This is a genomic window from Xanthobacter sp. NM-25 (assembly GCF_022138605.1).
Classification (GTDB): domain Bacteria; phylum Pseudomonadota; class Alphaproteobacteria; order Rhizobiales; family Xanthobacteraceae; genus Xanthobacter.
Genome location: NZ_JACBFS010000001.1, coordinates 961,639 through 987,787, shown reverse-complemented (window position 1 = coordinate 987,787; position 26,149 = coordinate 961,639). Strand labels below are relative to the sequence as shown.

The window sequence follows — 26,149 nt, the reverse complement described above, 5'->3', positions numbered from 1 at the left end:
GCGGCCGCTTCCCCCGGCCCGCGCCGGGGCTTTCCGTTCAGGTTTGCCCGTGCTGTTCCAGACCGTTTCCGCCGTCCTGTCCGGCGCCCTTTCCGGCTTCATCCTCGGCCTCATCGGCGGTGGCGGGTCGGTGCTGGCGACGCCGCTGCTGCTCTATGTGGTGGGGGTGGGCGAACCCCATATCGCCTTCGGCACCGGCGCTTTGGCGGTGTCGGTGAATGCCTATGCCAATCTCATCGGCCATGCCCTCAAGGGCCATGTGATGTGGCGCTGCGCGGTGGTGTTCACGGCGGTGGGCACCCTTGGCGCGCTCATCGGTTCCACCATCGGTAAGCTCACCAATGGCCAGGTGCTGCTGTTCCTGTTCGGCCTCGTCATGGCGCTGATCGCCGCTTTGATGCTGCGGCCGCGCGCGGTCACCTCCGCCGACATGCCGGTCATCACCCGGAGGCTGTGCGTGAACGCGGGGGTGGCGGCGCTCGCCACCGGCATGGCGTCCGGCCTGTTCGGCATCGGCGGCGGCTTTCTGATCGTGCCGGCGCTCATCTTCTCCACCGGCATGGCCACCATCTATGCGGTGGGCACCTCGCTCCTGGCGGTGGGCACGTTCGGCCTTGCCACAGCGGTGAATTATGCCGCGTCCGGCCTCGTGGATTGGCGCGTGGCGGCGGAATTCCTCGGCGGTGGCCTCATCGGTGGCGTGGCGGGCATGGCGCTCGCCACCCGGCTGGGGGCCAACAAGAACACGCTGAACCGCATCTTCGCCGTGGTGGTGGCCTCGGTGGCCGTCTATGTGCTGTACCGCTCGGGCAGGGCGCTGCTGGGCTATGGCGCCTGAGCCTCAGGGCTCCACCAATTGGCGCAGGCGCGGCAGGTCGCAGACAATCTGATTGGGCTTCGGCTCCCGGATGAAGCCCTGCCGCTTCAACTCCGCCATGGTGCGGCTGGCAGTCTCGGTGGTGAGCCCCAGCAGGGCGCCCAGGTCCTCGCGGCTGAACAGCTCGCAGCGGGCGCCCTCCTCCGGCTCGGCGAGCCAGATGAGGAAGCGCACCACCCGTTCGCGCGCCGCGCCGGTGGAGAACTCGGTGATCCAGCGGTCGGCGCTGGACAGGGCCTTGTGCCAGCGCGCCATCAGCTCGTGATAGAGCCCGCTGTTGCCGTGGGAAAGCGCGCGCACCACGTCCACGGGCAGCCGGCATAGCTCGGTGGCGTGCAGGGCCGTGGCGGTGTGCGGATAGCTGTCGTCGATCAGCGCCTCCAGCCCGAACAGATCAGTCTTGCGCAGCAGCCGGACGATGCGCTGGGTGCCGTCGGGCAGGTATTGGGTGAGCTTCACCAGCCCGCTGCGCACCGTATACAGGGTGTGGGCCGGGCCGCCGGCGCTGTAGATCTCCGTCCCCGGTGCATAGACCAGTTGGTCGATCGGCCGGTGCAACTGGTCGAAATCCGCCTCCTTCAGCCCGGCGAACAGCACCGCGTTGCGGATGGTGCAGTGCCTGCAGTCCGCAACGCCGGTCCAGGCTTCGGCAAGGGCGACGTGCTTCACCCGGCGCCTCCCGGGGCCCGCTCCATGTGGCGCAGCATCTCGGCCGGCGCACCACGGGCGGTGATGCGGCCCTCCTCCATCAGCAGCACCTCGTCCATCGCCTCCAGACGGGCACGGCGATGGGTGATGAGCAGCAGGGCCTGATCGGCGGCGAGGGCACCCATCACCCCGTCCATCACCCGCCGCTCGGTCTCGCCATCGAGGCCTTCGGTGGGTTCGTCGAGGATCAGGATGGGTGCATCCTTCAACAGGGTGCGGGCGAGGCCCAGGCGGCGGGCCTCGCCGCCGGAGATCTTGGCGCCATGGGCCCCCACGAAGGTGTCGAGCCCGGCCGGCTGGGCGGCGACGAAGGCGGTCAGCCCGGCCCGCTCCAGCACCGCCGCCAGCTGGGCGTCGGTGGCCTCGGGGGCGGCGATGCGCAGGTTGTCGCGCAGGGTGGCCGAGAACAGGTGATCGTGCTGGGACAGCACCGCGAGGCGCTGGCGCCAGGCATCGGCCCCATAGGCGTCAAGGTCCGTGCCGGCGAAGCTCACCGTGCCGGCGCTGGGCGCCCGGAAGCGCAGGGCCAGCGCCACCAGGCTCGACTTGCCCGAGCCGCTGGCGCCGATGAGGCCGATCCGCCGGCCGGGCTCCAGGGAAAGGCTCACATCCGTCACCGCCGCGCTGCCGGCGCCGGGGTAGGTAAGGCCGGTATGGGAGAAGGCGAGGGCGCCCGCTGCCGGCACGTGGCGCGGCGTCGCCGGCTCGGCCACCGGGGCGGGACGGTCCACCAAAGAGAAAATCCGGCGGGCCGAGGCGAGGGTGCCCGGCAGGGTCTGGAAGGCGAGGGGGAAGGGCGCCACCGCCTCGAACAAAGCGAGGGAGAGCAGGGCCAGCATGGGCAGGTCGGCGCCGGGCAGGGTCCCGGCCAGCACCTGCGGCGCGCCGATCAGGATCACCGCCAGCAGGCTCAGCTGGGCGGCAAGGCCCACCCCCGCGCCACCGAAGCCGGCGATGCCGGCGAGGCGCTTTTCGTCCGTGATGAGGGCATCGCTGGTGGCGTCGAGGGCGGCGCGGTGGCGGCGCTGCGGATCATAGATATCGAGCTCCGCGCGCCCCTCCAGGTGATCCACCAATTGGGCGTTCAGCTCGGCGGTGCGGGCCGTCACCTGCTGCGCTGCCGGCGCCGCGAGGCGCTGCAGCAGGGCGGGCAGGCCGAAGCCGGCGATGAGCGCCGCCACCAGCAGCACGCCGGCGATGGCCGCGTCATACCGCGCCACCACCCAGATGCCGACGATGAGCACCAGCACCCCCGCCAGCAGCGGCGAGAGGATGCGCAGGAAGGCGAATTCCAGCCGGTCGATGTCGCCCTTGAGGCGGGCCAGGAGATCGCCGCTGCGCTGGTCTTCCAGGGCGGCGGGGGCGAGCGGGGTGAGGCGGATGAAGAACCAGGGCCGCAGCCGCGCCACGAATTTCAGCGTCGCCTCGTGCCCCACCAGCCGCTCCACATAGCGCCCGGCGGTGCGGGAGATGGCGAAGCCGCGGATATAGGCGGCGGGGGTGAAATAATTCATGGAGACGCCGGCCGCCCCGGCCAGCGCCATGGCGGTGATGAACCAGCCGGAGGTGGCCATCAGCGCAATGTGGGACAAGGTGGCGAGGGCCGAGAGCAGCACAGCCAGGGCCATCCACCCCGCCTGCGGCCGCATGAGACTGAGAAGGCGCTTGAGATCGCTCATTGGGCGGCCTCCCACAGCTCGGTGTCGCCGGAGGCCAGCCGGGCGAACAGGCCGCCCTTGGCGAGGAGGGCTGTGGCCGCGCCTTCCTCGGCGATGCGGCCGTGGTTCAGCACGACGATGCGCCGGGCGCTGGAGATGCTGGCGAGGCGATGGGCGGCGATGAGGCCGCTGCGGCCCGGCAGCAGGCGGGCGAGGGCGGCTTCCACCTGCGCCTCGCTCTCATGGTCGAGGTGGGCGGTGGGCTCGTCGAGCACGATCATGGGCGCATCGCGATAGAAGGCGCGGGCAACCGCAAGGCGATGGGCCTCGCCGCCCGACAGGCCGGTCCCACCCTCGCCGAGGGTGCCGTCGAGGCCGCCGGGCACGGCCGCCACCACATCGGCAAGGCCGGCCTGGGCCACCGCCTGCCGAAGGCGCTCGCCATCGGGCGCGGCCTCGCCGGGGGCGATGTTGGAGGCGAGGGTGCCGGCGAAAAGGCGCGGGCGCTGCGGCACATAGCCGATGCGGCTGCGCCATTGGGCGAGGTCCAGCTCGGCCAGCGGCACGCCATTCACCAGCACGCGGCCGGACGTGGGTTTCACGAAGCCCAGCAGCAGATGCAGCAGGGACGACTTGCCGGCGCCGGAGGGGCCCACCAGCGCCACCGTCTCGCCCGGCGCCACGGTGAAGCTGACCCCGTCGAGGGCGCGGCGGCCATCGGGGAAGGTCAAGTGCACATCCTCGAAGCGGATCTCGATGCGCTCGGGATGGGGCAGAGGCGTGCTGCCGCCGGTTTCCGCCAGCGCCGGCAGGTCGTCGGGGGCGACCATGCGCTCGGCGGCGCCGATGGCCTCCATGCGGGCGTGGTAGGCGGTGCCCATGGCCCGCAGCGGGGCATAGAATTCCGGCGCCAGCAGCAGGATGAACAGGCCCTCGAAAAAGGCCATTTCGCCCCACAGCAGGCGGAAGCCGATGAACACCGCCACCAGGGCGATGGAGACGGTGGCGAAGAATTCCAGCACCAGGGAGGAGAGGAAGGCCACCCGCAGCACCGCCATGGTGTCGCGGCGATAGGCATCGGCGACGCTCGCCACCTGCCGCGCCATGCGGCCGGCGGCATTGAAGGCCTTCAGGGTGGCAAGGCCCTGCACCGCGTCGAGCAGGTGGCCGGACATGCGCGCAAGGCGCCGCCACTGCTTCTGGTTCAGCGCCTCGGCCCCCTTGCCGATCAGGATCATGAACACCGGGATCAGCGGCGCGGTGACGAGGAACACCAGCCCCGACAGCCAGTCGAGGGGAAACACCACCACGATAATGGCCAGCGGCAGCACCACCGCCAGGACGGAGGCGGGAATGTAGCGGGAATAATAGGGCTCCACCGCCCGCACCCCGTCGGCGAGGGCGGCCACCATCTCGCCGGTGCGGGTCTCGGCAAGGCCCACCGGGCCGATCTTCTCCACCCGGTCCAGCAGCTCGGCGCGCAGCGCCCGCATCACCTTGCCAGCGGCGGCGAAGCCGAAGCGCTCGGTGGCCCAGACGGTGAGAAAGCGGGCGGCGATGGCGCCGAGAAGGGCGGCGATCTCCACCGGAAAGGCGGCAACGGGGAGCTTTTGGAACAGCACCCCGTTGAGGATCCGCGCCACCAGGAACGCCTGGAGGATGATGAGGAGACCCGTCACCAGCGACAGCGTCATGGTGAGGTTGAGCTCACGGCGCGCCGAGGGGCGGAAACGGGACAGGAAGGCGGACAGCTTCTTGCGGTCAGGCCTCTGCTCTAACTCGCGGTCGGTGATGACGCCTTCTCCCCGTGATCAGCGCGAGATCACGGGGCCTTCTGGTCACCCTTGGTCTCGTCGAACTCGTTCTGGAACTCGAACCACATGACATTGATGACGCCCATGGCCAGCGCGGCCGCGACGCCGAGGACCCATGCGAAATACCACATGTCCGCCTCTCCTTCACTGCGATCAAAAGACCGATCGCGGTTGATGGGAATTCGCACGCCCCGCGCCCATCGGGCCGGGGCGTGTGCTGATCGCGGGCCTCAATAGGCCTGGTGCTTGCGCTCTTCGATGTCGGCCACCGTCACCTTGCCCCACATGGTGCGGTAGCACCACAGGGTGTAGAGCAGGACGAGGGGCAGGAAGATCACCACGGCGCCCAGCATCACCTTGAGGGTGAGCGCCGAGGAGGCGGCGTCCCACAGGGTCAGCGACGAGTTGAGGCTCATGGTGGAGGGCATCACGAACGGGAACATGGACACGCCCGCGGTGCCGATGATGCCCGCCAGGGCGAGGCCGCTCGCCACGAAGGCGAAGCCCGGCCGGCCGGCCCGGGCCAGCAGCGCCACCAGCAGCGGCCCGATGAGGCCGAGGGCCGGCACCACCATGGCGATGGGCAGGGTGCGGTAGACGGTGAGCCAGGCGCCCGGCTCGCGCACCACTTCCTTGGCCAGCGGGTTGGGCAGGCCGGTGAGCGGCGGCTGGGAGACGATGCGATAGCCATCGATGCCGAACGCCACCCACACGCCGGCGAGGGCGAACAAAGCGGTGACCACCAGCGGCAGCCAGCCGAGCACGCCGCGGGCGCGGGCCTGGATCTCCCCTTCCGTGCGCAGCTGCAGCCACACCGCCCCGTGCATGGTGAGCATGCCGACGGAGATGATGCCGGCCAGGAGCGCGAACGGGTTCAGAAGGCCGAGCAGGGCCCAGATGAAGGTAGCGCCGTAATGGGGCTTCAGGAAGCTGTCGAGGTAAAATGGCACCCCTTGCAGCACATTGCCCATGGCCACGCCGAAGATGAGGGCCGGCACCAGGCCGCCCACGCACAGGCCCCAGTCCCAGGCATTGCGCCAGCGCGGATCGGCGATCTTGCTGCGGTAGTCGAAGCCCACCGGCCGCAGGAACAGCGCCATGAGCACCACCAGCATGGCGAGATAGAAGCCGGAGAAGGCGGCGGCATACACCGCCGGCCAGGCGGCGAAGATGGCGCCGCCGGCGGTGATCAGCCACACCTGGTTGCCGTCCCAGTGCGGGCCGACGGTGTTGATGATCACCCGCCGCTCGGCGTCATTCTTGCCAAGGAAGGGCAAGAGCGTGCCCACGCCCATATCCATGCCATCGGCGATGGCGAAGCCGATCAGGAGGGTGCCGACCAGGACCCACCAGATCAGGCGAAGGGTTTCGTAATCGAGCATGGCTCGGTTCCTTTCAGGGGTTCCGGTTCATTCGGCGGGCTGGGCGGAAAGAGCCGCCTTCTGCTCGTGGTAGTAGCGGCCGGTGTGCAGCGAGCTGGGTCCCTGCCGGGCGAAGCGGAACATCAGGAAAATCTCGATCACCAGCAGCACCGAGTAGAAGATCAGATAGCCGGCGATGGAGAAGATGAGGTCGGACACGGTGAGGGCCGACGTGGCCAGGAAGGTGGGCAGCACCTCGCCGATGGCCCAGGGCTGGCGGCCGAACTCGGCCACGAACCACCCCATCTCCGCGGCGATCCACGGCAGCGGGATGGAATAGACCAGCAGGCGCAGCAGCCAGCGCTTGTTCTCCAGCGTGCCCTTGGCCAGGAAGTAGAACGAGGCCAGGAAGTAGCCCAGCAGCAGGAAGCCGAGGCCGACCATGATGCGGAAGCCCCAGAACACGTAGAACACGTCGGGAATGGAGCTCTTGGCGGCTTCCAGCACCTGCGCATCGGTGGCGCTGGCGGGGTTCTCCACATAGCGCTTCAGCAGCAGCCCATAGCCGAGGTCGCGCTTGTGCTGCTCGAAGGTCGCGCGGGTCGCTTCGGACTTGTCGCCGCTGCGCAGGGCTTCCAGGGCGCCATAGGCGATCATGCCCGAGCGGATGCGGGTCTCGTGCTGCTTGATGAGGTCATCAAGGCCGGTCACCTGCTTGTCGAGGGAGCGGGTGGCGATCAGGCCCATGACGCCGGGGATCTTGATGGCGTATTCGGTCTCCATGTCCTTCTGGTCGGGAATGCCGATCACGGTGAAGGCGGCGGGCGCCGGTTCGGTCTTCCACTCGGCCTCGATGGCCGCGAGCTTCACCCGCTGCACGTCGCCGAGCTCGTAGCCGCTCTCGTCACCCAGCACGATCACCGCCAGCGCCGCGGCGACGCCGAAGCCGGCCGCCACCGCGAACGAACGCTTGGCGAAGGCGAGGTCGCGCCCCTTCAGGATGTACCAGGCAGAAATGCCGATCACGAACATGGAGGCTGTGACATAGCCGGCCGCCACCGTGTGGATGAACTTCACCTGCGCCACCGGGTTGAACACCACGGCGGCGAAGTCGACCATCTCCATGCGCATGGTCTCGGCGGAGAATTCGGCACCCACCGGATTCTGCATCCAGGCATTGGCGACCAGGATCCACAGCGCCGAAAGGTTCGTGCCCACCGCGGTGAGGAACACCACAGCGAGGTACGCCTGCTTGCTCATGCGGTCGCGACCCAGCAGCAAGAGGCCGACGAAGGTGGATTCGAGGAAGAAGGCCATCAGCCCTTCGATGGCCAGCGGGGCGCCGAACACGTCGCCCACATAGTGCGAGTAATAGGACCAGTTCGTGCCGAACTGGAACTCCATGGTGAGACCCGTGGTGACGCCCAGCGCGAAATTGATGGCAAACAGCTTGGTCCAGAACCGCGACATGTCGCGGTAAATCTCGCGGCCCGTCATCACATAGACCGCTTCCATGATGAAGAGGATCCAGATCAGACCGAGGGTGAGCGGCACGAAAATGAAATGGTACATGGCGACGGCAGCGAACTGCCATCGCGAAAGTTCGACAAACAGCGGGTCGATCATTGGGGTCTCCTTCGACACCTCATCGGCATCGCGCGCCGGCACGCAGGGCGTACGGCCGGGCGCACAGGTCTCCTGCTTCTCATGCACGGGCCATTCCCGTGCCACATTGCGATGTCGCAATGGGAACGTGCGGCCTACAGCCGCGCATCGGCCCACATTCGCGACGGCGCAATCTGGTCGTGCCGGACCGGCGTGCAGACGTGAGGGGGCCGGCCCGTGACCGGCGCCACGTTAATCCCTTACCGACCCGCGGCAACCCCGATGTGCCCGAGGTGGCCGGGACATGAGGCCGCTGAGACAACTCCGCGCATTGGTGGAATGAACTGTGCCGGGCGCAGCGGGCCGCGGCCCGTCGCCGACGATGACCTCAGCGGCAGCCCTTCCGGCTCTCCCAATACTTCACCTGATCCACATAGCGCTGCTGCTCGGGCGTGAGCTGGCCATAGGGCGGATAGCAGCGGGGGCCGAACGTGGCGAGGGCATCCGCGGTCTTGAAGCAATAGCCCTGTTCGGCATAGGCCGCGTTGCGCTGAACCCAGAGCGCCCGGCACGACAACTGGCTGAGAGACGTCTGCTGCGCCCGCGCCATGCCGGGCGCGGCGAGGCCGGCGCAGAGGACGAGGGCCAGTGCCGGGGCGAAGGAGGTTGCGCACGCGGCCGCGCGGACGGTGGGCCGTGAGCGGGCAGGGCGCCAGGGGAGGGCGCTGCGGCATCCGGCGCGTGATTGAAGCCGCCAGGCTTTGCGATACCCTGCCATTTCAGCCTCCCGATCCCGAAAGCCCCATGCGGGGCCTCAGGATACCTCGGGGAGCAGCTCTCGCAAAGGTTGTAGTTTAGATGCCGAGATTTGCCGCCAATATCAGCCTGCTGTGGCCGGAGCTGGGGTTTCCCGAGCGCATCGCGCAGGCGTCCGCGGCCGGCTTTCAGGCGGTGGAATGCCAGTTTCCCTACGCCTTCAGCGCGTCCGAGCTGGCCGAGCGGCTGGCTGACCATGGCCTGGTGCAGGTCCTGCACAATCTGCCGGCGGGGGATTGGGCGGCGGGCGAGCGAGGCATCGCCTGCATTCCCGGCCGCGAGGCGGAGTTTCGGGATGGGGTGGGGCTTGCCCTGACCTATGCGCAGGCGCTCGACGTACCGACGCTCAACTGCCTTGCCGGACTGACGCCGCCGGGGGTGCCGGCCGAACGGGTCCGCGAGACCCTGGTGGAGAACCTGCGCTTCGCCGCCGCCGCCCTCGCCGCCGTGGGCCGCACGCTGACCGTGGAGCCCCTCAACACCCGCGATGTGCCGGGCTTCCACCTCCATGGCTCGCGCCAGACGTTGGAACTGCTGGACCAGGTGGGTGCCGACAATGTGCGGTTGCAGTATGACGTCTATCATATGCAGGTGATGGAAGGGGACCTGACGCGCACCCTGCAGCGGGAGATGCTGCGCATCGGCCATATCCAGATCGCCGACAATCCCGGGCGGGGGGAGCCCGGCACCGGGGAGATCCATTTTCCCTTCCTGCTCGCCGCCATCGATGCGGCTGGCTACACCGGCTGGATCGGCTGCGAATATCTGCCGCGCACCACCACCGGAGCGGGCCTCGCTTGGTTCGACCCCTACCGGCCGTGATGCGGGGTGGGCTGCGCAAAGCCTTGGTGCGACAGTCTTCCTGACCCTTGTGCGACTTTATGCGGAGACGCTCTAAGGGCATGATGCCGTTAAGCGAGAGCAAGCCGCGCGCGACGTCGCGGCGCCGGAGGAAGCCCAGCCATGCCCCACAAGCGCCCTCTCACCCGCCGCGAGCGGGCCACCAAGATCGTGGCCACGGTCGGCCCGGCCTCCAACAGCGAGGAGAAGCTGGAGGCCCTGTTCCGCGCCGGCGTGGATGTGTTCCGGCTCAATTTCAGCCACGGCACCCAGGCTGACCACGGGGGCGTGCTCGACCGCATCCGGCGGTTGGAGAAGACGGTCAATCGCCCCATCGGGGTGATCGCCGACGTGCAGGGCCCCAAGCTGCGCATCGGCCGCTTCAAGGATGGCGCCATCACCATCGCCCCCGGGGACGTGCTCAGCTTCGATGCCGAGACCGAGCGTCTGGGGGAAGGCAAGAGAGTACCCATTCCCCACCCCGACATTCTGGAAGCCCTGCCCCTCGGCGCCACGGTGCTGTGCGACGACGGCAAGGTGCGGCTGAAGGTGGTGGGCAAGAGCGCCGGGCATCTGGAGGCTCAGGTGGTGGCGGGCACGCGCCTGTCCAACAACAAGGGCTTCAACATTCCCGACGTGGTGCTGCCCATGTCGCCTTTGACCGAGAAGGATCGGTCCGATCTCGAGTTCGCCTGCGCCGCCGGGGTGGAATGGATCGCCCTGTCGTTCGTCCAGCGGCCGGCGGACATTCACGAGGCGCGCGAGCTGATCCAGGGCCGCGCCGCGGTGATGCTGAAGATCGAGAAGCCCTCTGCGGTGGAGCATCTCACCGAGCTGGTGGAACTGGCCGACGCCATCATGGTGGCGCGCGGCGACCTCGGCGTGGAGATCTCCCTGGCGGAGGTGCCGGCGCTGCAGCGGCGCATGATCGCCGAGGCGCGTAAATATGGGCGGCCGGTCATCGTCGCCACCCAGATGCTGGAATCCATGATCCAGGCGCCGGTGCCCACCCGCGCCGAGGTGTCGGACGTGGCCACCGCCGTCTATGAGGGCACCGATTGCGTGATGCTCTCGGCGGAAACCGCCGCCGGCCAGTATCCGGTGGAGGCGGTGAGCGTGATGGACGACATCATCCGCCACGTGGAGCGTGACCCCGGCTATCGCAAGGTTCTGGGCGCTTCGGCGGCGGACTGGGGCGAGACCATCGGCGATGCCGTGATCAAGGCCAGCTACCAGGCGGCGGTGGCGGTGGATGCGGCGGCGCTGGTGGCCTTCACCCTTTCGGGCACCACCGCCCTGCGGGCCGCCCGCGAACGGCCGGAGATCGCCATTCTCGGCCTCACCCCCCAGCTCGAAACCGCGCGGCGCCTGGCGCTCTCCTATGGCGTGCATGCGGTGCACATGAAGGAGGACATCCACTCCTTCGGCGACATGGTGGACACCGCGGTGCGCACCACCGTGGTGCAGGGACTGGGGCGGCCGGGCGACCGGCTGGCCATCTGCGCCGGCGTGCCGTTCGCGCAGCCCGGCACCACCAACATCATGCGCATCACCATCATCGGTGCCGACGATCCGCCCTCGCGCTACGATGTGGATGTGCACACCCCGCGCCCGGCCCGCCGCGCGGCCCGCAGCTGACCGCCGGGCGGAACTGGCGGAGTGCCGGTTCCGCCACGCGCGCATGCCCTTCAGGCAGGCAATTGTGCGGAAGGTCTTCCGGTTCGAAAAATGATCATTGTCGCTTATTGGCGCGCATAGGTTGTATTGTGCCCGCGATGGCGCCATTGTTGCCACGCTTTCGCGACGGCATGCGAGATATACGTAAATGCATGGCATTGATTGTGTGATGATTTTTTAGGTCGAAAACGTTTTCTACTGCGGAATGCCACTGAAAGCGGCATTTCTGAGTCTGGACGGATGCGCGCCCAGCCGCTTTACTTCGGCCGCCTTTCTCATGGCTACGGCTGGATCATGGCTGTCGAAGTCGAGCGCAAATTCCTCGTGACGTCCGATGCCTGGCGGGCCGGTGCGCAGGCTTGTGTCATTCGCCAGGGCTATCTGTGCCTGGGCTCGGGTGCCACCGTGCGGGTGCGTATCGCCGATGCCACCGCCTTCATCACCGTGAAGGGCACCACCCGCGGCATCTCGCGGGACGAGTATGAATACCCCATCCCCCTCATCGATGCCGAGGCCATGCTGCGGGACCTGTGTGCCCGGCCGCTGATCGAGAAGATCCGCTATGCTGTGCCCCATGCGGGCCGGCTGTGGACGGTGGACGTGTTCGGCGCCGACAATGCCGGGCTGGTGCTGGCCGAGGTGGAGCTGGGCGATCCGGAGGATGCGGTGACGCTGCCGCCCTGGGTTGGCGAGGAAGTCACCGAGGATCCGCGCTACCGCAATTCCGCTCTGGTGCGCGCGCCATTGGGCGCCCTCTGCGGCGCCTGAGCCACCCGCGGGGGGCAAGCCAGGCCGGACAGGTCAGGCTGAACAGGTCAGCCCGTGAAAGTCAGCCGCCGGCCAGGGCGGCTTCGATGGCCAGAAGATCGCGCCACGCCAGCCGCTTGCCGATGGGGGTGCGCAGCAGATACGCCGGATGGAAGGTGGCGATGGCGCGGATGGTGCGCGTGCCCGTCTCATAGGGCATGAAGCGGCCCCTCAGCTTGGTGATGCCCTCGGTGGTGGCCAGCAGCGCCTGGGCCGACTGGCCGCCGAGGCACACCAGGATGTCCGGATTGGCGAGCTCGATCTGGCGGGTGATGAAGGGCAGGCAGATGGCCGTTTCCTGCGGCGTCGGCGTACGGTTGCCGGGCGGGCGCCAGGGGATGATGTTGGCGATATAGGCGCTCGAGCGGTCGAGGCCGATGGCGCCGAGCATGAGATCGAGAAGCCGGCCGGCGCGACCGACGAACGGCACGCCCTGCTGGTCCTCATCCCGCCCCGGAGCTTCGCCCACCAGCATCACCCGCGCCTGCGGATTGCCATCGGCGAACACCAGCCGGCTGGCGGTGCGCTTGAGCGCACAGCCCTCGAACTGCTCCAGCAGTGCCCGCAGCTCATCGAGGCTGGCGGCCCCGCGCGCGGCATCGCGGGCGGCCATCGCCGCCTCGTCGGGGGTGTGGGACACCAGCGGGTGCCCGGAGGCGCTCCCGGTCGCCGCCTTCGCGGGCGCCTGGCGCGCGCGCGCCGGTTCTTGGCTCGGATGTTGGCTCGGATGTTGGGCGAGCCCCTGGCGCTGGGGGGCCGCGGGCTCATCCTCCTGCCGCGGCGCGCGGCTGCCCCGCGCCACCGCTTCGGCGGCGCTTTCGGCAAACCGATCCACCGGCGCCTCGCCCACGGCCAGGTCGACGCCTGCGTCCCAGTGGAAGGCGAGGATGTCGGCCCAATCGAGCTGCGGCAGATCGGTCATGGTGTTGATATAAGATTCGCGCTTGGTGTCGGCACCGGAGCGTGCCGCGTTCTGCAGTGCAAACCTATGGCACGATCAGCCGTGCGGGTGAAGCCGCAGAAGGGCGGCGCGGCACCCATGGATATGGGGAAAAGCGCCATTCCTGGTCAAGTCGTCGCAGCTGTGGCCCATCTCCTGAATTGTCAGAACGGCTCAACCGTGGAAGAACTCCAACGAAAGCACGATGACGTAAACGGGAGTTGTGGGGATGAGCGCGGCTGAGCTGCCTGAACGCGAAGGCATGGATTACGACGTGGTGGTGGTGGGTGGTGGTCCCGCCGGCCTGGCCACGGCCATCCGCTTGAAGCAGAAGGCAGCGGAGAGCGGCGCGGACATTTCCGTCGTGGTGGTCGAAAAAGGGTCCGAGGTCGGTGCGCACATCCTGTCCGGCGCGGTGGTGGATCCGGTGGGGCTCGACCAACTGCTGCCCGAATGGCGCACCGAGGACGACCGTCCGCTGGTGACCGAGGTCAATGACGACCACTTTTATCTGCTCGGCCCGGCCGGCGGCGTGAAGCTGCCCAATTTCGCCATGCCGCCGCTGATGAACAACCACGGCAACTTCATCGGCTCCCTGGGCAATGTGGCGCGCTACCTGGCCCGCAAGGCCGAGGAGCTGGGGGTGGAGATCTACCCCGGCTTCGCCGCCAACGAGGTGCTGTACGACGAGAATGGCGCGGTGAAGGGCATCGCCACCGGTGATATGGGCATCGGCAAGGATGGCGAGCCCAAGCCGGAATTCACCCGCGGCATGGAGCTGCGCGGCCGCTACACGGTGTTTGCCGAGGGCGCCCGGGGCCAGCTCTCCAAGCAGCTCATCGCCAAGTTCGGCCTGGATGCCGGCCGCGAGCCGCAGAAGTTCGGCATCGGTCTGAAGGAGCTGTGGAAGGTCAAGCCGGAAAAGCACAAGCCCGGCCTGGTGCAGCATGCCTTCGGCTGGCCGCTCGATTCCAAGACCGGCGGCGGCGCCTTCCTCTACCATATGGAAGATGAGCAGGTGATGGTGGGCTTCGTGGTCCACCTGAACTACCAGAACCCCTGGCTCTCGCCGTTCGACGAATTCCAGCGCTTCAAGACCCACCCCATCTTCAAGGACACGTTCGAGGGCGCCACGCGCATCTCCTACGGCGCCCGCGCCATCACCGAGGGCGGCTGGCAGAGCGTGCCGAAGCTGTCCTTCCCCGGTGGCGTTCTGGTGGGTTGCGCGGCGGGCTTTGTGAATGTGCCGCGCATCAAGGGCAGCCACAATGCGGTGCTCTCGGGCATCCTCGCCGCCGATCATCTGGCCGAGGCGCTGGCCGCTGGTCGCAGCCAGGATGAGCTGGCGAGCTACGAGGACGCCTGGCGCACATCGCCGGTGGGCGACGACCTGAAGAGGGTCCGCAACGTGAAGCCGCTGTGGTCCAAGCTCGGCACCTTCATCGGCATTCCGTTGGGCGGCCTCGACATGTGGGCCAACACCCTGGGCTTCTCGCTGTTCGGCACCCTCAAGCACGGCAAGCCGGATTATGCGTCCCTGAAGCCGGCGGCCCAGTGCAAGAAGATCGTCTATCCCAAGCCGGATGGCGTGCTCACCTTCGACAAGCTGTCGTCGGTGTTCATCTCCAACACCAACCACGAGGAAGACCAGCCGGTGCACCTCAAGGTGGCGGACATGGCGCTGCAGAAGGCATCCGAGCACGACATCTTTGCCGGCCCCTCGAACCGCTACTGCCCGGCCGGCGTCTATGAGTGGGTGGAGGAGGGGGCCGATGCACCCCGTTTCCAGATCAACGCGCAGAACTGCGTGCACTGCAAGACCTGCGACATCAAGGACCCCAACCAGAACATCACCTGGACCGCCCCCGAAGGCGGTGGCGGCCCGAACTATCCCAATATGTGAGCGGGCTCTGCGCCCACTGTCGGCGGGCCGCTGTGCTTGGCCAACGGTGGGCGCGAACAGCCTGAACAAAAGGGGCCGGCGCGGGTTTCGCGCCGGCCCCTTTTCGCTGGAAAGCTCCGAGGCGGCTCAGGCCGCCCGCGAGGGGTGGCGGGCGACGATGTTGCAGAAGTCGGTGGGCCGGGTGGGGAGGGGCTGCAGGGTGCCGTCCCACTGCAGGCGCGCGAAGGTGTAGCCCAGCTCCGCCAGGGTGTTCCACGGCGCCGCCGGATCGCCACCGCTGGACAGCAGCGCGGGACAGTTCATCTCGAAGATGATCAGCGGATGGTGGGTGGAGATGGTGGCCATGCCCCCGGCCAGGACGCGCTGCTCGGCACCCTCCACGTCGATCTTGATGACGTCCACCCGCGGCAGGGAAAGATCGGCCACCAGCTGGTCGAGGGTGGTGATCTCCACCTCTTCGGCCTCGGTGGCGGCGCCGTCGTTGACCAGGGAGAAGGCCTGCGGGTCATCCCCCACCGGGTTGTGGAACAGGCTCGCGCGGCCGGCGGCATCCGCCAGGCCCTTGCGGACCAGGGTGACATTCTTGAAGCCGTTGAGGCCCACGTTCTGCACCAGCAGGTCGCCGGCTTCCTTGCCGGGCTCCACCGCGACGATGCGACCGGCGCGGGGCGCCATCTTGAGGGTGAACAGGCCGATGTTCGCGCCCACGTCGACGAAGATGTCGCCGGTGTGCACGAACTTGTCGATATACTTCAGCTCCGGCTCCACCTCATCTCGCAGAAGGTATGTGGAAACCGTCGTGTAACGCAGATTGGCGGGGGCCTCCATCTTCACGCCCGGCACCAGATGGAATAGCGGCTTGCGGCCGAGACCCACCAGCATCGCGAGAGAGGCGACGCGCCCCAGCACCGTGATGGGGGCTTCCTGGAACGCGGGTTCATTCAGAAGCTTCTTGATCCGCTTGAGCATTCTGGTTCCTGCAGTCCTATGCGGCTGAAAAGGCGCCTATTCGGGTTTGGGCCTTGCAGCTCCGGATGGCACGTTGGCAACGGGTGGGCCTGGAGACGGTCGGGTCCCCAGATAGATGGCGAGGGCCAGGGCGACACCGAATTCGCCCGGCAGGAAGACGAGAGAATAGACGGCAGACGTCAACAACAAGTAGAGCAAGTAGTCGGATAAGGCCAGGATGAACGGGTCATGGTGCTTGCCGCCGAGCCGCGCCGTGATGAAAAAGCCCCAGGCATGCACCGCGAAGATCAGCAGAGCGCCGATGAGGCCGTACTCAAACACCACTCCCAGCCATCCCAGGTCGGCGATGAAGAATTGATCATAGCCGAAGATGTCCGCCAGCGTGACCGAGCCGAAGCGCGTGGTGGCGCCCACGCCGAAGGTCCAGCGCAAGGTATGGTCGCCGAGATAATGGCTGGCCAGCGCGGCGGAGTTCTGCCGCACCGACAGCGAGCCGCCGAGGCTCTGCTGCAGGTTGTCCAACCCGCCCCCCAGCAGCACCCAGGCCGCGACCGCCACGGCCGGCACCGCCAGGAGCAGGCCGAGCCCGATGGCGAGCTGCCGCATCCGCCGTGGCAGCGCCATGACGATGCCGTAGCCGGTGACCATCATGGCCATGAGGATCGCCGTGCGCTGCTTGTAGATGACCATCAGGATGAGGAAGGCGATCGGAATGGCGATGAGCCGCCACACCTTGCGCTCGATCACGAAGCTGCGGCCGAGATAGAAGATGAAGAGCATACCGAAGAACATGGACAAATAGACGCGGTAGCCGCGGTCCACGTCGTATTGCAGCAGCTTGCCATCCTCGGGATTGGTCACATACCAGGACGTGGGCGCCGCAATCCAGATCAGCACCAGCAGCGCGAAGGTGCCGGCTCCGTAGCCCAGGCAGATGGCCCGCACCCGCTCGGCTGGCAGCGCCAGCAGCGACAGGAGCGCCGACAGGCCGAAATAATAGGTGAAGGGCCACGCCTTCACCGTTGTCGTCAGCGCATCGAACAGCCCGTTGCCCAGCTGGATGATGGACACCAGCGGCGTGAAGCCGAGCAGATAGGCCAGAAGCAGCAGGAACAGGTTGTGTCCCGGCAGCTTCATCCGGATCAGCCCGTACAGCGTGAGCGGAAACACCAGGATCGGCCACGCCTTGGACAGGAAATAGGGCGGCGGCAGCTCGTTGAGATAATGGAAGACCTGCGCGAAGAACGGCAGCGCCAGGATCAGGGCGAGGCTGGCGATGCGCGATACCGTGGCGGCGGCCGGCGCGGCGCGGCGCGCCGCCATGCGCAGCGGCATCTCCACCTGATGTACCCGTGGCGGCCCGCGTCGCAGGGCGCCGCGCGGAACCCGCCCGCGCGGTGACCCGCCGCCGGGTTGCCAGATGCCGGTCATGGCCGGACGGGCCTCATGGCGCCCGGTCCGGGGTTTTGGCCATGCCGTAGGCCGCCGGGTTCAGCTTCGCCTTGGCCACGGTGAGGAAGATCGGCATGGAATCGATGAAGATGCGCTTCACCTGAACCTTGGGATCCTGCAGCAGGCGGTGCAGCCACTCCATGCCGCGGCTGCGATAGGAGATCGGTGCGCGCTTGGAAAGGCCGACCAGGAAGTTCAGGGAATTGCCCACGCACAGGCCGGTGCCCACCGCCGCGCCGGTCTGGTAGACGCGGCGCGTGACATATTCCGAGCGCGGCGAGCCCGTGACGAAGAACACGTAGCGGGCCGGGTGGGCCAGCACGAAGGCCACGCACTTCTCCACTTCCTCCGGCTTGTTGATGAAGCCCATGGGCGGCACATGCATGGCCACGTTGGTGAGGTGGTAGCGCGCCTTGAGGCGCTCCAGCATCTCATCGGAGCCGCCGATGATGGTGATGGCGTCATCGGGCTGGATAAAGGTCTCGAACAGCTCGGCGGTGATGTCGCTGCCGGGCGCGAGCGGAATCTGCAGGCCGAACACCTTGCGTGCCAGTGCCCGGGGCACCGCGCCATCCAGCGTGTGCAGCCAGGCGTTCTGGTAGATCTCGATGAAGATCGGATCCTTGAGCTCGTTGAGCCGCGTCAGGTTGGAGGCGTTGGGGGTCACCACATATTCAAACGGCGCCCCCACCGGGCGCGCCGCGATCTGCGCCGCCGCACCCTTCACGTCCAGGCACGCGAACGGGACATTGAGGAAGGTGATGGTCTTCGGCGGCGCCGGCGTGATGGCCGGGGAGGTGGCGTGAGACATGATCTTTGCCCGTGTCATGCCGGAGGCTCCACCGCCCCGGTTCGCACCGTGCGGTTGGCCCTCCGTCTGCGGCGCGCGGCCGGCTCGCACCAGCCGGCGGCGGAATGGCGTCGTCAGGGGAGGACGGACGTGGAGCCGCCGCCATACTGCGTGTAGGTCCCGACGGTATAGCTGAACTGACGCTGGAACGGCACCACCCGGTTGATGAACTGGTCGATCCAGAGGTTGAGCTCGGCGATGTTGGTGCGCGGCACGAAGATGACGTCGCCGGTCATCAGTGGCACGTCGAGATCGGTGGCGCCGGTCTCGATGATCTCGCGCACGTCGATCAGCCGCAGCATCGGCTCGTTGTGCGGGCCGCGGCGGATCAGCGCCACCTGGCCGGTGCGGGCGTTTTCGGAGAAGCCGCCGGCGATCATGATGGCCTGCAGCACGCTGGTGCCCACATTGTCGAGCTTCACCACGCCGGGCTGCTGCACCATGCCGCCCACATAGACCTTCGGCGCGGATGCGCTTTCCAGCGCCACCACCACCTTCTGGTCCACCAGCTCCTTGCGTGAGGCCTTGCGGATATAGTCTTCCACGCCGGCGAGGGTGGAGCCCTCCACCCGGATCTGGCCGATGGCGCGGGGCGCGATGGTGCCATCCGGACTGACGGTGAGGTCCTCGTCCATGTCGCGGGTGATGAAGTACTTCACCTTGAGCTTGTCGCCGGGGCCCACCCGGTAGAGGGCGGGCGCATTGCTCCAGGGCCGGAAGCGATCGGCATTGACCTCGGTGAAGCGGTATTCCTGGCCGGTGGAGAGGGCGGGCGTGTTGGTATCCTGGGAGGTGCCGGTGGTGGTGCAGGCCGCAAGGCCCATCACGCTCACGCCGAGCAGCAGCGCCGTGCGCAGGTCTCGCACCAATTCGCGAGCGGATGTGATCCAACCGCACTTGGGCAAGACCATCGAAGACTCCCAGGGTCACGCGCTAAGAATCAGTTAACGCGCAGCCGGACCAGGGTGCTCAAACCGGAGTCCTCCGGTCAAGCAAACCCGGCAGCGGCGCATCAACCGCAAATCATGGTAAAGGCACGCTAAAGGGTTACGGTTAAGAACTCCTTATGCGCTGCACCTAGTGCCGGTTGCGGGCTCATCCCACCCCGGTGCCGCCCACGCGCCATCGCGCGCCCCCCGCGGGAACGCTCTCGCCTTGTCTGTCAAATGGTTGTGGTGAGGCGGCCGCCTGCCCGGCAGCCGCAGAGGGCAGGGCCGCGGCCCGCGCCACGACGACCGCACCGCAGCGCGGGGCGGTCGCCTGATCGGCGTCGACATCCTGTGGACAAGCCTTGCCGCCCGGCGACCGGCACGGGGCGAAGCGCGGACCGGGGCTCAGGCGATGCGGTAGAGCCAGGACGGCAGGTAGTAGCGGCGGCCGAAGAAGACGAGGCCGAGCAGGGCGCCATCGGCCTCCACTACGCTGTCGCGCAGATGCAGGGCGGCGGGCTTGCGGGTTTCCTCCGCATGCACGGCGAGAATGTTGCCATCGGCCAGCTGGCTGAGTCGCTGGCGGATCAGTGCCGTGCCCTTCAGGTTGGAACAGATGATGATGCACTCGAACTCGGCCTTGAGCTCGCGCAGCATCAGTTCCCCCTCCTGCTCCGGCAGGCGCACGCTGAGCAGGGGCGAATGGGCGGTGTCGTCGGCCATCCACAACAGCGGCGCCGGCGTGGTGGTCACCGCCAGCCCGCCCACCATGCGACCGTGCCCGGTGTGGAGCGGGTAGGGGTTCTCCGAGCACAGGTCCACCAGCAGGGTGCGCCGGCCGCGCTGCACGGCGAATTCCTCGGCCAGCCGCCGGCCGAACCAGGGCAGGGTCTCGTCGGCTTCGGCGGACTGGATGTGGATGGTGCGCAGTGGCCGCCCGTCGACCCGCGTATCGAGCAGCAGGGTGGCGCAGCTGCCGATGGCCTGGTCCACATTCAATCCGGCGTGCTCCTCGGCCCCGGCATCCAGGGTGGCGATGTTCGGCAGCTCGAGCAGCCGCTCGGCCTCGCTGGGCATGATGAAGGTGGTGCGCAGCACCGAGGCGATGGCGCCCGCCGCCGCGCCAAACAGTAGCCCGGCGAACACGCCGCCGGCCAGCAGTGGCAGGGCGAGGGAGCGCTTGGTAACGTCGGCGCCGGCCTCCTGCACCAGCCGCACGTTGGATTGGCGGGTGCGGGCGGCGGTTTCCTCGATATTGGCGGCCACGGCGCGCCGCAGATATTCGCGATAGCCCTCGCTGAGGGTGTCGCGCTGGCGGTTGAACTCGATCAGCTGGGTCTCGGCGTCCCGCAGGGTGGCGATGCGCGCTTCCGCCGCCTTCTTCTGCTGCTCCAGCTCGCCGCGCTGCCGATCGATGGAGTCCTTCTCCACGGTGAGGTTCAAGATCAGGTTGTCGACATAGTTGAGCGAGGGATTGCGCGAGGCGCGGTCGGTATAATAGGGGGTCTCGCCGCGCTGGGTGATGCGCTTGCGCACCGTGTCGATCTTCTTCTGTACTTCCCGCAGCAGCGGGCTGCCGGGCGCGTACTGGGCGGCGAGGCGGTCGCGCTCGAGCAGCAGCTGGGTCAGAAGATTACCGGCCTCGTCGCCCTGCAGGGCATCGGTCTTCTCGGAGAAGTCGAACACCGAATCCGGCATGGCCTTGCGCTGGCGCTGGGCCTCGGCCAACTGCGCCGTGAGGGTGGCGTCACGCTCGTCCACCTGGCGGATGCGCTGCACGATATTGTCGAGCTGGTTGGAGGCGAGGATGGCCTCCTGGTTGAAGTCCACCACGCCAACCTTGGCCTTGAGCTTGGCGATGTCTTCATCCACCGAGGTGAGGTCGCGCTTGAAGCGTTCCACCTCGAGCATCAGGATCTTGGCGGTGGGGTTCTCGAACACCTTGCGGCGGGTGGCGAGATAATTCTGCACCAGCGCGTTGGTGGTCTCGACGGCGAGCTCGCGGTCAGGATTGGTGAACGAGACCTCGATGACATTCGAGCCGGACAGCACCCCGGCTTTCAGATTGCGCCGGAAGCGCTCAATGGCCTGATCCATCACGTCGTTGCTGGAGCTGAGCCAGCGCGACAGGGTGGTGAGCGGACCCGGCGGGAACAGCCGGTCCATGCCGATCTGCTCGATGGTGGTGCGGATGACGTCGGCGCTTTCGATGATCTGCACCTCCGACTCCACCTGCTTGAGGCCCTCCACGGAGAGCACCGCCGGGCCGGAATCGGTGACGCTGCTGGCAGTCGACACCTCGCGGCTGACGATGGCGAGCAGCATGGAGCTGGCGGTGTATTCCGTCTTCATCACCAGCGCCGCCGCAGTGCCGATGACGAGCGGCACCAGCGCTGCCAGCAGCACGACCCGGATGTGGAAGAAGGTGGCGATCAGGAAGTCGCGCAGGGTGAACCCCGGGGTGGCCTCTCGGCTGGACGGAACGAGCGGGACTTCATCCGCCAGGCCGGCCGGTTGCGCCATCGACATGCTTCCCCCTCAGGCCCTTCGTGTCCATGCGCCGACCCGTGCCCGCGCCCCACTGGTGCGGCGTGTGCCGCGATGCGCCAAACCCGCCGGCGCCGGCCCGCATGAGGGCGCCGACGCATGCCGCAGCATCCGTGCCGCAGAATCATGGCGCAGCCCCATTACTTTACGGTTAAGCGAGGGTTGCGCCTCAATAGGCCCGGGGCATCAGCTTCAGCACCGCCAAAGTGGTGCCGATGCCGCCTTGGGCGATGAACAGGGCGGTGGCGATGGCGGCGCCCATCATGCCGAACGGGGGAATGAGCGCGAAGCACAGCACGCAGCAGCTGACCAGCTGCGCGGCATTCAGCCAGCGCAGCACCCGGCCATGGCCGGTCATGGCCAGCATCACATCCTGGGTGGGCAGCAGGCAGTTCACCAATTGCCCGAGCGCCATGATCATCAGCGCCGGTGCCGCCATTTCGAAGCCGGGGCCGATGAGGTGCAGGAGCGGCGTCGGGGCGATCAGCATGATGGCGATGGCCGGTACGCCGCAGGCCGCGATGGCGAGGCGCGCCTTGCGGTTGAGCGCGCGCAGCTGGTCGAAATCACCCACCCGGTGGGCGGCGGCGAACGAGGGCGCGGCGATGGTGGAGATGGCGATGATGACCACCCAGATCAGCACCGTGATGCGGTTGGCCACGCTGAAGGCGCCCACCGCCGAGGCGGCGGCGAAGGCGGCCAGCACCATGGTGGGAATGGAGTTCAGCGCCGCCTGGACATATTCGACGATGGCGAGCGGCCAGGCGGTGCGCCACAGGGCCGGCAGGTTCTCCACATGGCCCCCGGCCGGCGGCGCGGTGTCATGCAAGCGCCGGCGTTCGTGGAGGAGCAGCACCACGCCCCATACGGCGCCCACGAGATTGGCGAAGGCGAACGCATAAAGGATGCCGCTGAGGGAATGAATGCCGACCGCCAGGGCAGCGAAGGTGATGATGGGCCACAGGCCGTTCTGCACGAACTGGCCGGCGACCCCGCGATTGAAACCGGTGAGCGCGTGGGCGGTGAAGATGCACAGGGTCTGCGGCAGAATGGACGCCGCCGAGATCATCAGCGGGACGGTCAGCTCGTGCTCGTGGAACACCAATGTGGCGAGGGGCTCGGCGAACAGCACGGTCAGCAGGCTGATGAGAATGCCGCCGACGGTGACCCATAAGGCGCCGCCCAGCAGCGCCCGGCGGGCCTCGATGCCCCGGCCCACCGCCAGCTCGGCCGCGATATGGCGCATCACCGCCTTCTCAAACCCGGCGCGGGCGATGGTGGAGCTGGCGCTGACCCAGGTGTTGCACAGGAAGAACAGGCCGGCCTCGAACACACCGAGAATGCGCGCCGCCAGCATGTAGAGGCCGAGCTTGCCGACCACCTCCAATCCCCGCACCACCAGGGCGGCGCCAAAGGCCCAATGGGCCTTGAGCAGGCTCAGGAGGGTGTGACCGGTCAGCTTCATGGGCATATTGGAAGCCTGTGCGGGCTCATGTAGAAGCGCAGGAAGGAGGGGCCCTGGTCATCGCTGTGACCCGGGGATCCACTTGGAGTCACAGGCCGAATGCGCAGGGTGTTCGCGGGACAGCAAGGATACCGCCTTCATGAAGCATGCGCAGCATGCGGCCGCAAGGGCCGCTGGTGAGGTTGCCGCTGGTGAGGTTGCCACGCAGCTCTCGGGGCCGGGCTGGTTTCGGCTGGACCGGCGACAATGTTTGGCGCCGTGGCGCGGCAGGGGGCTTTGGCGCGCGCTTCCCCTGATGTTGGTGGCCCTCGCAAGCCCCGCCGCCGCGCAGATGGCGATCCAGGATCTCAATGATCTGCCGGGCCAGCGCACCCTCACGCCCATGAACCGCCTGTTGCCGACCGATCCCCATGTGGTGATCCGCGCCTTTCTGCGCGATCGGCTGCCGAGCATGTGGTGGGGCCGCGAGTTCAGCTACAGCCCGGGCCGCATCGCAGCCGAGGTGCACATTCCCACCGGCTGGCAGGGCAACCCCACCTCCGCCATGATGAATCTCTGCCCGCCGCCCAACGACAATCTGTGGCGCATCTTCCGTGAGATCGAGCTCAAGCCCTATTACGACAAGAAGTTGTGGCCGAGCTACACCTGTCGCGGCTGAGCGCGCGCTCAAGGACGCGGCCGGCAGTTGCCCCGCTCGCCGTGCGGCTATCATCGTCGCAGCGTGACGGGACACCGGTCGTGTGGGCGCCCGGGCACAAGCGCTTGCGCGACAGATGGCGCCCGGCGCGGAGGGCCCGACGTGTTGGAAGGGCCAGGGGCCCTCATCTTGGCTGCGAATACGGGACGATTCCCGCCAAGGCGTGCGAGGGGGCCCATCGGACGAGCCGTGAGCCGCGCCGCAAGATCTCATTCGGCAAGATCCCACTCGACCACACCTCACTCGGCCACACTTCACTTGCACCGCATGACCACTCGGACTCTGCGCCGACGGACGGAGCCCGATGTCGCCGGCGCCTTTGGAGGCGGATGCGTGCGGTGGCGGGGCGGGCAGGCCGGGGGAGGGGAGGTGTCCACATCGCGACCGGGCGCAGGGGGCTACCGCAGGCCCGTTGAGCCGCATGCGGGGTGTGGGGCCGGCACAGCCGTGCGCGGGTGCCGAGGCCTGTCTGCGGACCACAGGCGAGAGCCGACGACCGGGGCCGGAACTCGGTCCTCGGCGGGATCACCCATTCTGGCGCTGCAGCGTCTTTCGCTGTGGGCGCCCCGAAGGATGCCGAGACTGCCTACCCGAAGGCCGGCGTCAGCCGGTGTGGCCGGCCAGTGGGACCGGCTGTGCCGGTGCTGCGGGATGCCGGGGAAGTTGCGTGTGTTGGACAGGCGGTCGGCGCCATAGACCCCGCCACGAGAATTCACGGCCGGGAGAACTCGCAGCAGGGAGAATTCAGGGCAGGGAGACGACACGGCTGTCGTGGCAGCGAAAGCCATCACACTGCACGTCGGCGCCTCGCGTGAGCGACGCCCGTGCAGTCACCGGCACAGCATTCCGCCGCTTGACCCGATCACGTCGCCCGCGGCGGACAAGTGCGCTGCGGCGACAGCCTCAGGCGACGAACTGATCGCCGAGCGAGCGATGGGCCGGCTCCGCTTGGGCCACCTGGCGGCGGCTGGCGTGATCGAAGCCGATGACCAGGGCGGTGATGGCGAAAGCGAAGAAGATCAGCGTGCTGGCGGTGCTGAAGATCAGCAGCATGCCGGCCGCCAACTCAAAGCTGCCTTCCGGATATTTCAGCAGCAGCGGCACCAGGGCGGCGATGGCCACGGCGAAAATGATGAGACGACGAAACATCGCACTTCCCCTGTGCGGCCGGAAGCATCCCCCAGCGGAAGAACCGTTACCGTCCTTTTTACCATGCGCCGGGAATTCCGCAAGCTGTCAGCTGCGGCGCCACAACGCCCGCGCGCAGCACCGCCCGGCTGCGGTGGGAGCGGGACGCGAAAAACAAAAGGCGCGGACCGGGGTCCGCGCCTTGAAATTCTGTACTGGCCTGCGCGCTCAGATGCGGCGTTCCACCATCATCTTCTTCACTTCGGCGATGGCCTTGGCCGGGTTCAGGCTCTTCGGGCACGCCTGAGCGCAGTTCATGATGGTGTGGCAGCGATAGAGCCGGAAGGGATCTTCCAGATTGTCGAGCCGGGCGCCGGTGCGCTCGTCGCGGCTGTCCTTCAACCACCGGGTGGCCTGCAGCAGGGCCGCCGGGCCGAGATAACGGTCGCCATTCCACCAATAGCTGGGGCAGGAGGTGGAGCAGCAGGCGCACAGGATGCACTCATAGAGGCCGTCAAGCTTCTCGCGGTCATCCTTCGACTGGCGCCACTCCTTCTCGGGGGCGGCGCTGTCGGTCTGCAGCCAGGGCTCGATGGAGGCGTGCTGCGCATAGAAACGGGTGAGGTCGGGCACAAGGTCCTTCACCACCGGCATATGCGGCAGCGGGTAGACGTTGATGATGCCCTTCACCAGCACCTCGTCCATGCCCTTGGTGCAGGCCAGGGTGTTGGTGCCGCCGATGTTCATGGCGCACGAACCGCACACGCCTTCACGGCAGGAGCGCCGGAAGGTCAGGGTCGGGTCGATCTTGTTCTTGATGTAGATGAGGCCATCGAGAACCATGGGGCCGCAATCGTCGCGGTCCACATAATAGGTGTCGATGCGCGGGTTGCGCCCATCGTCCGGGTTCCAGCGATAGATGCGGAACTCGGTCACCTTCTTGGCATTGGCGGGCTTCGGCCACACCTTGCCCGGCGTCATCTGGGAATTCTTGGGAAGGGTGAGCTCAACCATGGGAGGTCCTGGATCGCTGGAGCGGGAGCCGCCCGCAGGAATTCTGGCCATGGCCGCGCGCTCCGATGCCGGGGCGCGCGGTCGAGAAATGG

General features: G+C 67.7%; 22 protein-coding genes. 6 read left to right on the top strand and 16 right to left on the bottom strand.

The window, feature by feature from the left end; genetic code table 11:
• The first annotated feature begins 49 nt into the window (after nt 1–49).
• Entirely contained in the window at nt 50–838 is a 789-nt protein-coding gene (locus MEU52_RS04500; protein WP_238119803.1) for a sulfite exporter TauE/SafE family protein, read from the top strand.
• Between the two features lie 3 nt (nt 839–841).
• On the opposite strand, the gene MEU52_RS04495 is transcribed toward MEU52_RS04500, so the two are convergent.
• The 7 genes from MEU52_RS04495 to MEU52_RS04465 form a co-directional block, all read right to left on the bottom strand.
• Nucleotides 842–1,546 carry a Crp/Fnr family transcriptional regulator gene (locus MEU52_RS04495; protein WP_238119804.1) on the bottom strand — a complete coding sequence of 235 codons (705 nt, stop codon included), beginning with the start codon at nt 1,544–1,546 and terminating at the stop codon, nt 842–844.
• A complete protein-coding gene (gene cydC / locus MEU52_RS04490; protein ID WP_238119805.1) occupies nt 1,543–3,264 on the bottom strand; it encodes a thiol reductant ABC exporter subunit CydC in 1,722 nt (573 codons plus the stop codon). The genes MEU52_RS04495 and cydC overlap by 4 nt, the downstream gene beginning before the upstream one ends.
• Entirely contained in the window at nt 3,261–4,982 is a 1,722-nt protein-coding gene (cydD, locus tag MEU52_RS04485; RefSeq protein WP_273546494.1) for a thiol reductant ABC exporter subunit CydD, read from the bottom strand. The genes cydC and cydD overlap by 4 nt, the downstream gene beginning before the upstream one ends.
• A gap of 83 nt (nt 4,983–5,065) precedes the next feature.
• The gene (cydX, locus tag MEU52_RS04480) at nt 5,066–5,188 is read right to left on the bottom strand and encodes a cytochrome bd-I oxidase subunit CydX (protein ID WP_238119807.1); all 123 of its coding nucleotides are present in this window, start codon (nt 5,186–5,188) and stop codon (nt 5,066–5,068) included.
• A gap of 99 nt (nt 5,189–5,287) precedes the next feature.
• Nucleotides 5,288–6,439, bottom strand: coding sequence for a cytochrome d ubiquinol oxidase subunit II (gene cydB / locus MEU52_RS04475; protein WP_238119808.1), 1,152 nt, complete (start codon nt 6,437–6,439; stop codon nt 5,288–5,290).
• Nucleotides 6,440–6,466: 27 nt separating this feature from the next.
• Nucleotides 6,467–8,044, bottom strand: coding sequence for a cytochrome ubiquinol oxidase subunit I (locus MEU52_RS04470; RefSeq protein ID WP_238120288.1), 1,578 nt, complete (start codon nt 8,042–8,044; stop codon nt 6,467–6,469).
• 367 nt (nt 8,045–8,411) lie between these two features.
• A complete protein-coding gene (locus MEU52_RS04465; RefSeq protein WP_238119809.1) occupies nt 8,412–8,633 on the bottom strand; it encodes a YARHG domain-containing protein in 222 nt (73 codons plus the stop codon).
• A 248-nt stretch (nt 8,634–8,881) separates the two neighbouring features.
• Between MEU52_RS04465 and hyi the strand changes: the two genes are divergently transcribed.
• The 3 genes from hyi to MEU52_RS04450 all read left to right on the top strand — a co-directional run bounded on the left by hyi (nt 8,882) and on the right by MEU52_RS04450 (nt 12,124).
• Nucleotides 8,882–9,661 carry a hydroxypyruvate isomerase gene (gene hyi / locus MEU52_RS04460; RefSeq protein WP_238119810.1) on the top strand — a complete coding sequence of 260 codons (780 nt, stop codon included), beginning with the start codon at nt 8,882–8,884 and terminating at the stop codon, nt 9,659–9,661.
• Between the two features lie 141 nt (nt 9,662–9,802).
• Nucleotides 9,803–11,317, top strand: a complete 1,515-nt coding sequence (gene pyk / locus MEU52_RS04455) for a pyruvate kinase (RefSeq protein WP_238119811.1) — start codon at nt 9,803–9,805, stop codon at nt 11,315–11,317.
• 333 nt (nt 11,318–11,650) lie between these two features.
• Nucleotides 11,651–12,124 (top strand): CYTH domain-containing protein, encoded by a 474-nt coding sequence (locus MEU52_RS04450; RefSeq protein WP_238119812.1) that lies wholly within the window; start codon nt 11,651–11,653, stop codon nt 12,122–12,124.
• Nucleotides 12,125–12,185: 61 nt separating this feature from the next.
• On the opposite strand, the gene MEU52_RS04445 is transcribed toward MEU52_RS04450, so the two are convergent.
• Entirely contained in the window at nt 12,186–13,085 is a 900-nt protein-coding gene (locus MEU52_RS04445) for a uracil-DNA glycosylase (RefSeq protein WP_238119813.1), read from the bottom strand.
• A gap of 247 nt (nt 13,086–13,332) precedes the next feature.
• Here MEU52_RS04445 and MEU52_RS04440 point away from each other — a divergent pair, with 247 nt between their 5' ends.
• Nucleotides 13,333–15,006 carry an electron transfer flavoprotein-ubiquinone oxidoreductase gene (locus tag MEU52_RS04440; RefSeq protein ID WP_238119814.1) on the top strand — a complete coding sequence of 558 codons (1,674 nt, stop codon included), beginning with the start codon at nt 13,333–13,335 and terminating at the stop codon, nt 15,004–15,006.
• A 126-nt stretch (nt 15,007–15,132) separates the two neighbouring features.
• Here the strand turns inward: MEU52_RS04440 and MEU52_RS04435 are convergent, their stop codons facing one another.
• The 6 genes from MEU52_RS04435 to MEU52_RS04410 form a co-directional block, all read right to left on the bottom strand.
• Complete coding sequence (locus MEU52_RS04435) at nt 15,133–15,975, bottom strand: FkbM family methyltransferase (RefSeq protein ID WP_238119815.1); 843 nt, start codon at nt 15,973–15,975, stop codon at nt 15,133–15,135.
• 36 nt (nt 15,976–16,011) lie between these two features.
• The gene (locus MEU52_RS04430; RefSeq protein ID WP_238125005.1) at nt 16,012–17,310 is read right to left on the bottom strand and encodes a hypothetical protein; all 1,299 of its coding nucleotides are present in this window, start codon (nt 17,308–17,310) and stop codon (nt 16,012–16,014) included.
• 109 nt (nt 17,311–17,419) lie between these two features.
• Nucleotides 17,420–18,256, bottom strand: a complete 837-nt coding sequence (locus MEU52_RS04425) for a WecB/TagA/CpsF family glycosyltransferase (RefSeq protein WP_238119817.1) — start codon at nt 18,254–18,256, stop codon at nt 17,420–17,422.
• Nucleotides 18,257–18,351: 95 nt separating this feature from the next.
• Nucleotides 18,352–19,188, bottom strand: coding sequence for a polysaccharide biosynthesis/export family protein (locus MEU52_RS04420; protein WP_238119818.1), 837 nt, complete (start codon nt 19,186–19,188; stop codon nt 18,352–18,354).
• Nucleotides 19,189–19,611: 423 nt separating this feature from the next.
• The gene (locus MEU52_RS04415) at nt 19,612–21,735 is read right to left on the bottom strand and encodes an exopolysaccharide transport family protein (protein WP_238119819.1); all 2,124 of its coding nucleotides are present in this window, start codon (nt 21,733–21,735) and stop codon (nt 19,612–19,614) included.
• A 187-nt stretch (nt 21,736–21,922) separates the two neighbouring features.
• The gene (locus tag MEU52_RS04410) at nt 21,923–23,224 is read right to left on the bottom strand and encodes an oligosaccharide flippase family protein (protein ID WP_238119820.1); all 1,302 of its coding nucleotides are present in this window, start codon (nt 23,222–23,224) and stop codon (nt 21,923–21,925) included.
• A gap of 295 nt (nt 23,225–23,519) precedes the next feature.
• On the opposite strand from MEU52_RS04410, the gene MEU52_RS04405 reads away from it, so the two are divergent.
• A complete protein-coding gene (locus tag MEU52_RS04405) occupies nt 23,520–23,876 on the top strand; it encodes a hypothetical protein (protein ID WP_238125001.1) in 357 nt (118 codons plus the stop codon).
• A gap of 942 nt (nt 23,877–24,818) precedes the next feature.
• Here MEU52_RS04405 and MEU52_RS04400 read toward each other — a convergent pair.
• Both MEU52_RS04400 and MEU52_RS04395 read right to left on the bottom strand, forming a co-directional pair.
• Entirely contained in the window at nt 24,819–25,064 is a 246-nt protein-coding gene (locus MEU52_RS04400) for a hypothetical protein (protein WP_238119822.1), read from the bottom strand.
• A gap of 207 nt (nt 25,065–25,271) precedes the next feature.
• Nucleotides 25,272–26,057: a succinate dehydrogenase iron-sulfur subunit gene (locus MEU52_RS04395; protein WP_238119823.1), complete on the bottom strand. Its 786-nt coding sequence runs from the start codon at nt 26,055–26,057 to the stop codon at nt 25,272–25,274.
• Nucleotides 26,058–26,149 lie beyond the last annotated feature (92 nt).